8 protein-coding genes are annotated in these 14,234 nt (G+C 66.5%); 5 read left to right on the top strand and 3 right to left on the bottom strand.

The annotated features are described in order from the left end of the window. Nucleotides 1-132: 132 nt before the first annotated feature. The 3 genes from AC5YDV_RS17120 to mobF all read right to left on the bottom strand — a co-directional run bounded on the left by AC5YDV_RS17120 (nucleotide 133) and on the right by mobF (nucleotide 7,053). Nucleotides 133-876 carry an ATP-binding protein gene (locus tag AC5YDV_RS17120; protein WP_496181551.1) on the bottom strand — a complete coding sequence of 248 codons (744 nt, stop codon included), beginning with the start codon at nucleotides 874-876 and terminating at the stop codon, nucleotides 133-135. Further along, nucleotides 873-2,411 (bottom strand): IS21 family transposase, encoded by a 1,539-nt coding sequence (gene istA / locus AC5YDV_RS17115; RefSeq protein WP_496181550.1) that lies wholly within the window; start codon nucleotides 2,409-2,411, stop codon nucleotides 873-875. Before istA ends, AC5YDV_RS17120 begins: the two co-directional genes overlap by 4 nt. Before the next feature lie 130 nt (nucleotides 2,412-2,541). Further along, nucleotides 2,542-7,053, bottom strand: coding sequence for a MobF family relaxase (gene mobF / locus AC5YDV_RS17110; RefSeq protein WP_496184747.1), 4,512 nt, complete (start codon nucleotides 7,051-7,053; stop codon nucleotides 2,542-2,544). Nucleotides 7,054-7,358: 305 nt separating this feature from the next. Here mobF and AC5YDV_RS17105 point away from each other — a divergent pair, with 305 nt between their 5' ends. From AC5YDV_RS17105 to AC5YDV_RS17085, 5 genes are all read left to right on the top strand, one after another. After that, the gene (locus AC5YDV_RS17105; RefSeq protein ID WP_496184748.1) at nucleotides 7,359-7,682 is read left to right on the top strand and encodes a hypothetical protein; all 324 of its coding nucleotides are present in this window, start codon (nucleotides 7,359-7,361) and stop codon (nucleotides 7,680-7,682) included. A gap of 68 nt (nucleotides 7,683-7,750) precedes the next feature. Then, on the top strand, nucleotides 7,751-8,596 hold the full coding sequence (locus AC5YDV_RS17100) for a hypothetical protein (RefSeq protein WP_496184749.1): 846 nt from the start codon (nucleotides 7,751-7,753) through the stop codon (nucleotides 8,594-8,596). Beyond that, complete coding sequence (locus tag AC5YDV_RS17095) at nucleotides 8,593-9,042, top strand: hypothetical protein (RefSeq protein WP_496184750.1); 450 nt, start codon at nucleotides 8,593-8,595, stop codon at nucleotides 9,040-9,042. The genes AC5YDV_RS17100 and AC5YDV_RS17095 overlap by 4 nt, the downstream gene beginning before the upstream one ends. A gap of 379 nt (nucleotides 9,043-9,421) precedes the next feature. After that, the gene (locus tag AC5YDV_RS17090) at nucleotides 9,422-11,551 is read left to right on the top strand and encodes a site-specific DNA-methyltransferase (protein WP_496184751.1); all 2,130 of its coding nucleotides are present in this window, start codon (nucleotides 9,422-9,424) and stop codon (nucleotides 11,549-11,551) included. A 3-nt stretch (nucleotides 11,552-11,554) separates the two neighbouring features. Next, a complete protein-coding gene (locus tag AC5YDV_RS17085; protein ID WP_496184752.1) occupies nucleotides 11,555-14,152 on the top strand; it encodes a DEAD/DEAH box helicase in 2,598 nt (865 codons plus the stop codon). The last annotated feature ends 82 nt before the right edge of the window (nucleotides 14,153-14,234 follow it).

The following is a 14,234-nucleotide window of genomic DNA, read 5'->3' as shown; positions in this document are numbered from 1 at the left end:
TGGATATTGCGCTTGCTGAGGGCCGGTGTTCCGCTGGGGGGTGAGCCAGTGTTCCGGGGATCGGTGGGCCACGTCGACGGGATGGGTTGCCATGGTGCTGGGGCGGCCGCTTGGGCCGCCCCAGCGCTGTGGTTACTGCAGGTGAGTGAAGTGTTTGCGCAGGGAGTCGTCACAGTCCAGGACGGTGGCGTGCGCGTTGGTGGTGATCCGGTCGACGATGGCGTCGGCGAGGATCTTCTCTTCCATCCGGTCGTGCCACTGGCCCGGTGGTAGCTGGGAGCAGTAGATCGTGGAGGCGGTCTTGTGTCGTCGGTCGATCAGGGTGTGCAACTGCTGGACCTGGACCCGGGTGGGCGGGGTGAGGAACCAGTCATCGATGATCAACAACTCGACGTTGACCAGGGTGTCGAGGCAGCGCTTCTTGTCCCCGGTCCGTTCGGCGATGGTGATCCGGTCGAACAGTTCCCCGGCGGGCAGGTAGAGCACCTTGCGGTACTGCTGGCAGGCCTTGTTCCCCAGCGCGCAGGCGACGTAGGTCTTCCCCGCGCCGGTGGGTCCTTGCAGGATGACGTCTTGGTGCTTGACCAGGTAGGCGCCGACCGCGAGCCGGTGGATCAGCTCGAGGTCCATGCTGCGGCCGGGCATGGCTTTCAGGTCGGTCAGGTCGGCGGCGGGTTGGGCGAGGCAGGCTTGGCGGCGGAGCCGGTGCAGCTTGCTGTCGCGGCGTCTCTCGTATTCCCAGTCGACGGCCTGTTTGACCAACTCTGGACCGGTCAGGGTGGCGGCGGTCGTGGTGTCGGCGAGGTTCTCGAAGTACTCGGCCATCCCGGACAATCGCATCGTCTTCAAGCGGGTGAGGGTTTCCACATCGATCATGCTCGGCTCCCGTAGTAGTCGCTGCCGCGGACATAGCCGGCGTCGCCCAGGGAGGGGGCCGGCGGGGCTTGGGTGGGTGGGGTCCAGCCGGTCCACAGCTTCTTGATGAGCGTGTAGGAGGGGGCGGGGGTGGCCGCCAACGCCCGCGTGCAGGTGTCCTCCAGGCGGGCCATGCCGCCGGGCTTGGTGGCCAGCGACATCACCCCCAGACAGGACCGGTAGGACTGCTCGACGATCTGGCGGGACGCCAGGATCGCCCCGATCGCCGCTTGGGTGTTCGGGCCCACCGTGGCGGCCCACTGCTCGAATCGTTCCGGCGTCCAGTCGACCAGTCGGCTGCGGTGGGTGGCGGGCATGTGGGCCGGCAGGGTCGCATACCGGCCCGACACCCCTTGGAAGCGGGGGTGGGACGCGACCCGCTCGATCCCGTCGAAGACCTCCACGATGCTCGTGGTGAGGCGCACATCCAGGGATTGGCCGATCAACCGGGAAGGGACGGAGTAGAAGTTCTTGTCGACCTGGACGTGGTAGTTCGGGCCGACCTTGGCCTTGCGGAGCTCGGCCAACTCGAACCGGACCGGCGGCAGCGGTTGCAACAGTGGCTTCTCGTCGCGTTCGAACACGATCTGCCGGGAGTCCTCCCGCTTCTGGAACGGACGCGCGTTGATGGCAGCGACTTCGGCGAAGATGGCCTCGTTCAACTCGGCCAACCCGACGAACTGCCGATTGCGGAGCACCGCCGCGACCTGCCCCGCGACGAACCGGACGCTCCCTTCGACCACTGCCTTGTCGCGGGGACGTTTCACCCTGGCCGGGATGACCGCGGTGCCGTAATGCTCGGCCAACCGGGCATAGGCGGGGTTCAACGCCGGCTCGTAGCGGTCCGACCGGGACACCCCGGTCCGCAGGTTGTCCGGCACCAGGAGCCGGGCAGCACCCCCGAAATCCTCCAGGGCGTGCACGTGCGCGTCGATCCACGACCCGAGCGTCATGTCCGGGAACGCCTCCACATACGTGTAGGCCGAATACGACAGTGCGGCCACGAACACCCACCCCTGTCGTGGTTCGCCGGTCAGCGGGTCGGCGTAGGCCATCGGGTCCCCGGCCCAGTCGACCTCGATCGACTCGCCCGGGTTGCGCTGGATCCGCATCGACGCGCCGGTGGCCTTCGCCCACCGCCGGTACTGTTCGTTGAAGAACGAGTACTGGTAGGGCACCTCGCCGGTGGCGCGGCAGTTGGCCACGTACTCGTTCCACAACACCAGCAGCGTCACCGACGGCCGTCCCAGCTCCCGGTGCACGTGCTCGAAGTCTGGTGTGGCCCGGTCCGAGTCCGGCTTGGCCGGTTCGGGCAGCAACAGCCGGCGGACCTCGTCAGCCCCGAGGTCCGTCACCTGCTCGAACCCGACCCCCGCCGAGTCCGCCGCAGTGAACACCGCCGCCACCGTGTTACGGGAACACCCCAACACGTCCGCGATCCCACGCTGACTGACCCCCTCAGCTCGCAGCCGAAGGATCTGTTTGTAGTCGACCATGAAGGCGACTTCCTCTCGTCACGCCGTACCCCAACGGCACGGCGCGACGAACGTCCCACACGAAAACCCGAGCGCCGCCACGGTCCACCGCGCCCCGTCGCCGTGGCTCACCGCCCACCGGACCACTGGCTCACCCCACAACGGAACACCGGCCCTCACCGAGCGCAATATGCACGTAGCCGAGCCGCAGCGGTGCGAGGGCAGTCGGGTCGTTGTGCAACCGTTCTGATAGGTAGGGAGCGGCCCAGCTGCCGGCCAGGCAGGCCTGGTAGTAGGTGGTGGTGAGTTCGTTGATGTGGGCCAGGCGGTCCATGAGTACGGGGCTGGCGGCGATCTGGTCGCGGCGGTCCAGTTGGTGCCGGATCTGCGCTTCGGTGGGTTCGGGGGCGCCCATCCCGGAGCGGATCAGCCCTTCGATGTGGAGGATCTGGTCGTCGTCCAGGTCGAGGAGTGCCGGCTCGGCCCAGGCCGGTTCTGGCCGATAGCTGGTGTCGTCGGTCGTGGTCGGGGGCGTCCAGCCTTCGTGGAGATCGGCGGGTGGTTCGTCGGCTGGGTCGTAGCGGTCTTCATCGGCCAGTTCGTGGGTGTCGGCGAGCAGGGAGAGCCGCCAGACCCACGCCTGGCACAGGTCGGTGTGGCCGTCGGTGTTGAGCCGGCGGGTCTCGTCGAGGAGCTGATTGAGGGGCCAGCCTCGCTGCAGGCCGCGTTCGATGGTGGTCACCAGCGCGGGCCACCAGGGGCTGTCTTCAAGCTCATGGGCGGCGTCGCCGAGTCGTTCGGTGAAGGCTGGCAGCCATTGGGTGGCCAGGTGGTGGTCGGTGTCGACGGCTTCGGCGACGGCGGGGCTGAGGTGGCGGGATAGCCGCCACCACAGCGCTGCCGCTGCGTGATCGTCAGGCAGCGGACCCTGGTCGCCTGTGGTGCGCAGCAGGCTGGGCACGTTGATGCCGGCCGATGACAGTTGGGACAGCCGTCCAGCCAGGGTTGGGGCGAAGTCGTCGGCGAGGATCAGTGGTGAGAGCTGGCTGAGAAGGGGACGCCATTCGCTCATCGCGGCGTCGGCGGTGGAGGCGAGCCGGCGGTCGAGGTGGGTCTGCCAGCGGTGCTCGGCCAGGCTGTTGCGGCGTTCACCGGTGGGCCGGGTGTCGGTGGTTTCGACCCGGTGCGCAGCCCGCCACACCTCGATGTCGGCGACCAGTTCCGGGGCGGTTCGTCCGGTTCCGGCGAGCCACGCCGGCCGCGTCTCCGCCGACAATGCTTCGGCGCGAACCTGGTCGGCGAGCTGGCTGACCAGCCGCCGTCGGGCATCCAGGTAGGCACCCCAGATCGGGTCGCGGGTGAGCGCGGCTGGGACGCGGACAAGCCAGGGCAGGGGGCCGCCGCGGTGAGTGAGGTTGGCGTCGGCGATGCGCCCGGCGAGCACGACGCATGGGTCTTGATCGCCGGTGATGGGGATGACTCGGGCACGGGCGAGGGCCTGGATCGGGTCACGATCGTCGGCCTGGACGGACAACAGTTGTGCGCGCAGCGCCGGCCAGGTCGGAGCGCCGGTGAGGCCTGGGGCCATGTCGTCGATGGCGCGTTCGAGGCTGCGGCTGCCGAGTTCGCCGGCCAGTTGGGTGGTGGCGAAACTGACGGCGTCGGTGTAGCGGGCTGCGGCGTCGCCGAGTTGTCGGGCGGGGTTGGCGGCTTCGCGGAGGGCGGTGGTGGCCGAGACGGGGGATTCGTCGCGGGCCAGGATGCGTTCGAGGACGTCGGTCGGGGTGAGCGGATTGACGGTTTCGGGATGGATCAGGGTGTGCGGGTCGCCGTCCCCGACGACGACCAGATAGGCGTGGTTGGCTTCGCGTCCGCGGGTCAGCATCGTGTAGGCCTGCTGGCGCGACTCGGTGCCGGCGAGCAGCCCGTGCATGGTGTCGGCGGTAACGCCTTGCGCGGTGTGGGTGGTGGTCGCGTAGCCCAGTTCGGCTGACTCGGCGACGTAGTCGGCGGGCAGCTGGACGTGGCGTCCCGACTGGGTGTGCCGGGCCCGGACGCCGCGGCGCGGGTCGACGTCGAGGATCGTCCAACGGTCGCCGTTCTTCACCCAATCGGTCGGGCTGACGCGGAGTTTGCGGTTGTTGGTGCGGGTGATGATCGTGTCGCCGACCGAGGCCAGGTTCCCGTCGGCCAGCTCGATTTCACGGCCCGGTTGGGTGCCGTGGAGGCGTTGGGTGCGGGCCTGCTGGTTGAGGTCGGCGACGAGTTCGCGGGTGGGTGCGAGCATGATCGAGTCGAGCCCGCCGGCCTGGTCGGCAGACCAGGCGGCGAACAGGTCATCGGCCATTGTGGTGGCGTCGCCGACGTGGATGCGGCGCTGGTCGAGGTAGAACCCGAGTGCTGAGGTGTGGCCTTCGCGCAACGCCAGACTGGCCGATCCTTCGGCCCGGTCGGTGAACCGGACCAACTCGGTCAGCCGCAACGCGCCGTGGGTGGCTTGGATGTCACGCAGCACCCCACTGGCGCCGATCGCGGCGAGTTGCTGGTCGTCGCCGATCAGCCGGACGCTCCCGCCGCGACCCAGAACGTGCTGCACGACAGCGTCCAACGACAGGGTGTCGGCCATGCCCGCTTCATCGATTATCACCAGAGTGGACGGCCCGATCCGGGCCACCCAGTCGGGCGTTTCGCCGTTCCGCAACGACCACACCAGCTTCGCGAGAGTGTCGCTGTAACCCTCGAGTTGCTCACCCAACGCGGCCGCTGCGGCCGCCGAAGGGGCGAGCCCGATCGCCGTCCCACCGGCCGCGGTCCACGCCCGAGACAGGGCGTTCATCGCGGTGGTCTTGCCCGATCCGGCCGGTGCGATCGCGAGCTGAACCCGGGCGCCGGAGGTCGCCATCTCCCGCACGAGCAGCACCTGTCCCGGGTTCAACCGGACGCCGTTCGCATCGCTCTCGAGGAGGGCGACGTCGAGCGCGGGGGTGGGCACGATCATGCCGTCGCGGCGTCCAGCCGCTTCGACCAGGCGTGCTTCGGCGGCCAGGATCGCGTTCGACGTGTACAGCTGCGAGCCCGCGACGGTGTAGACGCTGGCGCCGTCGGCACGCCGGAGCGGGGCGGGCTCGGTGGGTTCTCCCGGGACGGGCCGGGTGAGCGCCCGGCAGTAGGTGAGCGCCTGGTCGAGGAGGAGATTGACGACGGTGTCGACGTGCTGGGACGGCACTTCGACCGCCCGGACGCAGCGCAGGGCTTCGGCCCGCAGATGCCAGCTTTGCCAGGTGGAACGATCCCGCTGCACCACCGCGACCACTCGGCGGGCGGCGTCCTCCAGCCACGCCCGCGAAGGGAGTTGACGCTCAGCCGGGGCCGGGTGCACAGCGGCGTGGATCATTGCCCGGATGCCTGTTTCGCCGCCGAGAACCTCACCGGCCTGCGTCCGCCACACTGTCCGCTGCTCGGCCAGGCTGCGGGGTTCGTGTTTCGCGTTGCGGGTCTCCAACGTGGCCTGCTGAGCCAACGCGATCGCCTCCACCGGCGTTGGAGGACGGCCGTGATCGGCCTGGAACCGGGCCGCCAACTCGCGCCGGCGAGCCTCGATGTACTGTCGGCGGGTCGACCAACGCAGGTTCAACCCGGCGTCCACACCGACGATCTCCCGGATCGGCCGCTTGCGCGGGTCGGTGTCCGGGCGGGCCGCGAACCGCACTCCGATCGCCTCAGCCAGATGCCGTTCGAGGGCGGTGTTGTAGGTCTCGGACGCGGCCACGACCGCCTTGTGCAGCACCCGGCTGTCGATCGACAACCAGCGCCCGTCGGTGACGGTCTGGACCTTGTTCGCGACCGCCACATGGGTGTGCAGATCGGGATCCCCCGCCCGGCTGTCACGGTGAGTGAACGCCGCACCAACCAGGCCACGCACATCGACCTGCCGCACCCCGTCCGTGCCAGTGCGGGTGAACAGGGCATGGGTCTCGATGAACGACAACGCGTCGGCAACCGCCAGCTGGTGGCACCGCTCGATCGCCGCGGCCAAGGCGGGATCGGCGAGCGCCCAGAGTGTCGAGACCGATTTCACCGGGGAGAACGTGAGGTCGAACCCGGCCACCGCGGTGGTCTGCTGACGCGACAGTCTGGCCACGTGCCCGGCCAGTTCGCGGGGGTTGAGGGGCTCGCGTCCGTACTCGTGGCGGAACAGCTCCACCGCGATCTGGCTGCGGATCCGAGCCCGGTCCTCGATCGCCGTGGCCGCCTTCTGGGGCAGGCCGCGCTCCTTGTTCAGGGCTTCGAGACGACGGGCAACCTCGACCCGAAACGGGCTCACATCGCCTGCATAGACCCGGAACGGCTCACCCAGCCGGGTGATCTCCACGTAGTCCGTCTCCGTCAGGCCGGGCCCGGCGAGTTCACGCCTGCGCTGCTCGGCCAGCGGATGATGGCCCGACCCGAACAGTGCCAACATCTGCTCAGCGGTCACCAGATCCCCGACGTTCAGCCCGTCGATGCCGGCCATGCCCGAGCCCACCCAGAGTCCGGGAACTTCGCCCTTCTCGGTGTAGTAGGACGCGAGCCCGGTGTGTCCCTTCTCGGTGGAGTCCATGGCAGCCACCTGGCGGGTCAGGTAGTCGTATCCCGACCCCGCCGTGATGCGGTGCAAGCTCATGGTCACGAACCCTTAAGCCCGCGAACTGGTCCGATCCGGACACCAAGTTCGCGGCGATCCTGATACGCTCACGCCACAACGTGGGTAATGTGCCTTTGACTAGGGGCGATGGTCCATGCCAGAGGTGTGTGATGCTTCTGGTTGGTCGAAATCGGGGTGGTCGGCAGGCGACTGGTGACATGGGTTCGGGACGTCATTGGTGGGGATCTCCGGGGATTCGTCGGGGTCTGTTCGGTGGTGGCTGTCCGGATCGTGCGGGTTGGTGGGCTTAAGGGGTCGAGGAGACCCCGAAGGAGGAGCCCACGATGGTCAGGCAGGGACTGAAACAGGACGCACGACGCCGGGTGACCGAGGCGCTGTCCGCGAGGCAGAAGGAGCGCGTCGAGCAGGAACGCCGACAGGCCGGCTTGGCGGTCGAGGTGCTGGCGGCGCTTGCCGAACGTGACGAAGCGATCCAGGCCGCCGAGCGGCAGGCGGCGGACGCCGTCCGTGCGCTGCTGGCAGAACACCTCAGCGTTACAGAGATCGCCGAACTGTGCGGCGGACAGCCCGACACCAAGGAACTCACGAGGCTGTCACGCATCCCGACCGCCGCCGAGCCTGTACAGGCTGCGGGGGTGAAGCCGTGAACGGCTGGCCCGGCACCTGGGCACGAGCCCAGATCACTGGTATCGCGTTCAGCAGCCTGGTGTGGATCGTGGTGGCCGGCCTCTCGACTTCGGCGCTCGCTGTGATCCTTGCCGTCGGCATCGTCGCCGTCGCGGGACGAAACACCCGCGCCATGCTGTGGTGGCGTTACGGGGCCAGCCCGGCGAACGACTTCCAGCGCGAGACGATCCTCACTGCGATCGTCCCGATCACTTCGCTACGCGGACGCAACCAGCCGACGATCTGGATCGGCCGGCGGCTTGGCGGTGGCCACGCCGTCATGCCGTCCCGCAGAGATCTGGTGGTCAGCCCGGAGTTCGTCCGCCAGGTCGTCAACGGGCAACTCACCGACCGGCAAGCCAGCGCCGTCATCAGCCAGGCACTCGGCCACAGCCAGGTATGTGCCTCGACCCTGGTGAACGCGGTGGCCGCCTACTGCCTGCCATGGCGCGTCGTCCAGATCTTCACCGGAGCCGCCAGCCAGATCGCCACGCGCAGCCCGATACTCGGATTCTCTTGGAAGATCCGCTGGATCGTCTTCGGGGTCGCCATCGTCGACAACTACCGGAACGCCCGCTGGGCAGCGCTCACCGGGGTCATCGTGATAGCAACACTCTCCTGGAGCACCGGCCACTTCCAGAAGAGATGGTCGCAAGGACTCGAGGACCTCGGTGATCAACGCACGATCGCCGACGGCCTCGGACCGGATCTCGCCAACCTCATCCAGCGAGGCGACCGCTCCCTCGCAACCAGCGAACGCGCCAACCGACTCCGGCGCGGCACCCTCTGCCGGACGACCGTAACCGGCGATCGGGCGGACGGCGGAGCGCCGCCTTCCGGCGTGGCGGGCGACCGTCACGAGCGCCAAAGCTGCGCGAAGAGGCGGAACTCATGACCGAGGTCCACGAAGCACTCCGGAGATGGGCCAAAGGCCTGTATCCGCTCGAGGCTGGCGTCGAACTCCTCATCCAGGCATTCGGCGGACGGTTCGCCAACCCCAGCCAACCCTGGGTCCAGCAAGGCGACGACCCCGGCTGGTGGTGGATCGACGCCGACCAGATGAACGAAGGCAACTATGGCGCGCTCTCCGGCGGCGAGACCAGGCTTCTCCGTATCGCCGGATCGCTCTTGGACGGACCCCCCGTCGACCTGAGCCGGAATCTCGCCGGCCTCGACCGCGAACACCTCCAACTCGTCCTCACCGCCATCGCTTACGCCAGCGGCGGCCACGACTATGACGGACCACCCGTCCACGAACTACACGGCGGATACGTCGACCAGCGTTCGGGCGGCCTCTTCCCTTGGCCCGCTCAGCGGCTTGCCACGAGAACCGGTCAGTGACCACTGGAATCAGCTGCCTGCTCCCAGCGGTCGCCAACCGGACTCTCACCGGGTCACGCAGTGTCAAGGCTGCCGGGCGGGTTTCGCCGCCGATAGGCTGACCCTTGTGCGCGCGCCCGTGCACTCGATTCCGGAGGTCCGTCGACGTGGCTGAGCCTTGGCTACCTGCTGAGGAGATCGCCGCTCACCTTAGAATCGCCAACGACACCGTCTACAACTGGATCGCCGAAAAGGGCTGTGCCCGCTCATCACCTCGGCCGGCTATGGAAATTCCAGATCAGAGAGATCGACGAGTGGGTGCGGAGCGGCGGGGCGGCTCAGTCCGACAGAGAAGAAGGCGAGCAGTCTTGATCGGCTGGGGCCCGGAGGTAGCTGCAACGTGTCGACGCTGAGCCGACTGATCGAGCAGGTCGCGAAGAAGGACCGGCAACTTGCCGAGGACATCAAGCGCGAAGTGAAGGCGCTGGAATCTCGCCGTGCCTTTGGGCTGAACTTCGAACGCCACACACCCGAGTCCGTCAATCTTGCCGGTCGCAAGGTTCGTCGAGGGGACAAGGTTCGGTTCCTGCCGGAGCGAGGTCTGAGCTCTTCCAGCGTGGATCAGCAGCTTTGGCGGGTGCGGGTGATCCGGCGTAGGGACGACGAAGCGATCGCATCGCTCGTGGCTCTGGCCGACCCCGACGTTACGGCCGAGCGTGCCGTCGAAGACCTCGTTGTCGTCGCCGAATTCCGCGACCCGATCTACCCCGGGCTTTCTTCTACGGGCAGGATCGAGCGCGGCGGCGACAAGCCGTTTCACACAGTGATCAACGCCGAGAACTTCCATGCGCTCCAGACGCTCCTCTATACGCACGAGGGCAAGGTGGACGCGATCTACATCGACCCGCCCTACAACACCGGTGCACGGGACTGGAAGTACAACAACGACTACGTCGACGCAGACGACAGCTACCGGCACTCGAAGTGGCTCGCCTTCATCGAGCGGCGAATGAAGCTGGCGCGCCGTCTGCTCAACCCCGACGACTCGGTGCTCATCGTGACTATCGACGAGAAGGAGTACCTGAGGCTGGGTCTCCTCCTGGAGCAGGTCTTCCCAGAGGCGAGAATCACAATGGTCACCTCGTCGATCAACGGCGCGGGATCTACGCGAAGCGGGACGTTCAACCGCGCGGCCGAGTATCTGTACTTCGTCCAGTTCGGCGCCTCTGCGCCGCTCCCGCTTCCCCTCTCGAACGAGTGGAATCCGGTCGCCACGCGCAACAAGAATGACATTCGCTGGAATTTACTGATGCGGTCAGGCACGCAGCCCTTCCGCACGACGCACCCGAATCTCTTCTATCCCGTGTATGTCAGAGACACCGTCGATGGGCCCGTGTTCGACTCGGTCGGAGAACCCTTCTTTGGGGATGGCTGGCAAGACCAGCATGCCCCGGACGGAGTCGAAGCGGTGTGGCCCATCCGCCAGGATGGGCGCGAAGGCAGGTGGCAGATAGCCAACACCGCCTTACGGGAGCTGATACGAGAGGGCTCCGCTCGCTTGGGAAAGTGGAACGGAGGGCGGACGACTCCGTACTACCTCAAGATCGGTGAGCGTCGGAAGGTTGCTGACGGCACATTCAAGATTCTTGGGCGTCGGGCTGATGGCTCGGTGATCACCGATGGCAGTGACTACGAGGCACGCTTCGTCCCCACTGATGTCTGGCGGATTTCCTCTCACGACGCAGGCAACAGTGGCTCGAGGCTCCTTGCGAGCTTCGTGCCTGACCGGAAATTCCCCTATCCGAAGTCGCTCTATGCAACCGAAGACGCCTTGCGGTTCTTCGTTGCGGGAAAGCCCAGGGCCACAGTGATCGACTTCTTCGCAGGTTCGGGCACGACCGCGCACGCGGTGATGAGGCTGAATCGGCAGGATCAAGGACAACGCTGCTCGATTTCGGTTACGAACAACGAGGTCGGGGCCGACGAACAGGCTGGGCTTCGAGCGAAGCGTCTACGTCCAGGCGATGACGAGTGGGAGCGTTGGGGGATCTGCCACTACATCACGAAGCCGCGCATCGAGGCTGCGATCACCGGTGTCACGCCAAGCGGGACGCCGGTCAAGGGCGACTACAGGTTCACTGATGAGTTTCCGATGGCGGATGGCTTCGAAGAGAACGTTGAGTTCTTCACGATGACCTACGAGGAGCCTCGTACGGTTGCCCACAACCGATCGTTCGCGGCGATCGCTCCGTTGCTGTGGCTGCGCGCTGGCGGGCAAGGTCGCCGCATCGAGGTCGCGTCAGACACGTACGAAGTTGCCGACGTCTATGGGGTGCTGTTTGACATGGACAGCTCGCACCGATTCCTCGATGCGGTCGCGAAGCGCGCGTCCGTGCGGATGGCCTTCATCGTCACGGACGATGACCGGGCCTATCAGATGGTTTGCGCAGAGTTGCCGAAGGGGATCGAGCCGGTACGGCTGTACGAAACTTACTTAACGAACTTCGCGATCAACACGGGCAGGGAGTGATCGGTGCGCTTCACGCTCAAGGAGTACCAGAATGACGCGGTCGGTCAGATGCTGACCAACCTCGCCGATGCGCGCGACGACTTCCACCGAAAGCACCGCAATGTTGCCTTCTCGCTCGCGGCAACTACCGGAGCGGGCAAGACCGTGATGGCGTCAGCCGTCATCGAGGCGCTTCTCTTCGGCAACGACGATTGGAACTTCGACGCCGATCCCGGCGCGTTGATCCTGTGGTTCACGGACGACCCGTCCCTGAACGAGCAGACACGAGCACGCATCCTCGACGCGTCCGGCGATCGACTTGCTCACTCGCGGCTCGAGGTGATCGAGAACTCGTTTAACCAGGAGAAGCTCGACGCTGGGAAGGTTTACTTCCTCAACGCTCAGAAGCTTTCGAAGAACTCGCTCCTCGTGCGTGGTGTGCCTGAGGACGACGAAGGCGCGCTAATCCCCCGCTCCGCTGTGCCTGATCTTCGGGCCTACACGATCTGGGACACGATTAGGAACACGATTCAAGATGACACGTTGACCCTCTACGTGATCCTCGATGAGGCACACAAGGGCATGCGGCAGCAGTCTCAGGGAGATCGCGCCGACCGCCAGACCATTGTGAAGCGGTTGGTCAACGGTGAGGGCGCCATGCCACCGGTACCGATCGTATGGGGGATCTCGGCAACCATCGACCGGTTCACCGCCGCGATGGCCGAGGCGGAGGGGCGCACGACGTACCCGCCATACGAGGTCGACCCGGTGCTGATTCAGGAGTCGGGTCTGCTCAAGGACGACATCCGCCTCGCGTTCCCAACTGAGCGAGGCGACTTCGACACGGTTCTGTTGAAGCGCGGCGTTGAGCAGATCAAGCAAAGCACCCGGCTATGGGCCGAGTACGCCGCAAGCCAGGAGTCAACGGCCGACGCCGTTGTGCCGCTGCTGGTCGTCCAAGTACCAAACAAGGCTTCGAACGAGTTGCTGGGCGAGGCCGTGGATGCGATCCGCGAAGAGTGGCCCCAGCTTGGCCACGATGGCGTTGCTAACGTCTTTGGCGAGCACGCGACACTCGAGCTGCCGGGCGAGTCCATCCCGTACGTCTCGCCCGAGACTGTCCAGGACCGCACCCATATCCGCGTGCTCTTGGCGAAGGACGCGATCTCGACCGGGTGGGATTGCCCGCGTGCTGAGGTGCTGGTGTCGTACCGCCCGGCGGCCGACCGCACACACATCACCCAAATGCTTGGGCGCATGGTGCGCACCCCGCTCGCTCGTCGTATTGTCGGCGACGACGTGCTGAACTCGGTTTTCTGCCTACTCCCAAAGTTCGAGCGCTCTACGGCCGAGGACGTCGCGAGGGCGCTGCTCGGCAGTCATGGCGGCGACAGGGACGCGAGCGGCACCGGCGGGGGCGAGGGTCGACGCGTTCTGTTCAAGCCGGTCGATATGGAGGCGAACGCGGCGGTTGGGGACGATGTCTGGGCGGCCTTTGATCTCCTGCCGTCGCAGACGTTGCCTCGGAAGGCGGCAAAGCCGACGAAGCGACTGACCGCCCTGGCGCAGGCACTTTCGCGAGACGAGTTGCTCCCGGATGCTCGGAAGGCTGCGTACAAGGAGCTCTTCGCCCTGCTTGATGGGCTCCGGGTCCGGTTCAGCGACGAGGTGGACAAGGCCGTCGCGGACATCCTCGAAGTCGAGGGAGAGACCATCGCAGTTTCGACCGGCTCCGGTACCGTGACATCGCTCGGCGTGTTCGCTGCGGGAGCCGACGAACGGAGCATCGAAGCCGACTTCAAGGCTGCCGGCCGCGTGCTGTCCCCTGACATCGCCCGCAAGTATGCCGAACACGTCGCAGGCGATGACATCGACGATGACGGACTACTCGATGCCCACATCGTCGTTGCGGGTCTCGCCCGGGTGCCCCGCGTCAGTGATGAACTCGACCGCGAAGCTGACCGGCTTTCGACGCAATGGCTTAACGAGTATCGCGTCTCGATAAAGGCGCTGAGTGACGAGAGGCGTGCTGTCTACGCCGACATCCGCGCGATGTCCTCGGACCCACAGCGCGCCGATATCCTTCGGCCAAGGATCCGCAGTGAAGAAACCGAGGATTCGGCGGGCAACAAGATCGATACCCGGAAACTGCACCTGATGAGCGATGAGCGCGGCAACTTCCCAATCGCATCGCTAAATGGCTGGGAGCTGGAAATCCTCGACAGGGAGATGACCCGCGCGGGTGCGCGCGCCTGGTACCGCAATCCCGGTCGCGCGTCAGATGACTCGCTTGCGGTCGCCTACATGGGGGCGAGGGGTAACTGGCGACGCGTGTGCCCCGACTTCATCTTCTTCCACGAGATCGGCGGAACGGTGCGTGCCTCCATCGTCGACCCCCACGGCTTTCACCTCGCGGACTCCATGCCCAAGCTCCGCGGCCTAGCCAACTTCGCCGCGGAGTACTCCTCTGAGTTCCATCGAATCGAGGCCGTGGCGAAGCTCAGCGATGGGCGTGTGCGCGTTCTCGATCTCACAGACGCCGCGGTCCGTGGCGCAATTGGCAGTTCGACGGCCGAGAGCGCTGAGCAGCTCTATGTCAGCACTCTTGGCGGTGACTACTGAGCCTCCGAGTCGTTCGCTTGGACGTCGATGTCACAGACGCCGCGGTCCCGAGCGCAATCGGCGACTCGACGGCCGACAGCGA

Source organism: Propioniciclava sp. LT432 (assembly GCF_059515965.1).
This window is presented reverse-complemented; position numbering and strand designations above follow the sequence as displayed.

What these genes read in the sequence shown, in the direction of transcription:
- istA (WP_496181550.1), bottom strand. Translation starts at nt 2,411, where the DNA reads ATGGTCGACTACAAACAGATCCTTCGGCTGCGAGCTGAGGGGGTCAGT.
- AC5YDV_RS17105 (WP_496184748.1), top strand. Translation starts at nt 7,359, where the DNA reads ATGGTCAGGCAGGGACTGAAACAGGACGCACGACGCCGGGTGACCGAG.
- mobF (WP_496184747.1), bottom strand. Translation starts at nt 7,053, where the DNA reads ATGAGCTTGCACCGCATCACGGCGGGGTCGGGATACGACTACCTGACC.
- AC5YDV_RS17120 (WP_496181551.1), bottom strand. Translation starts at nt 876, where the DNA reads ATGATCGATGTGGAAACCCTCACCCGCTTGAAGACGATGCGATTGTCC.
- AC5YDV_RS17095 (WP_496184750.1), top strand. Translation starts at nt 8,593, where the DNA reads ATGACCGAGGTCCACGAAGCACTCCGGAGATGGGCCAAAGGCCTGTAT.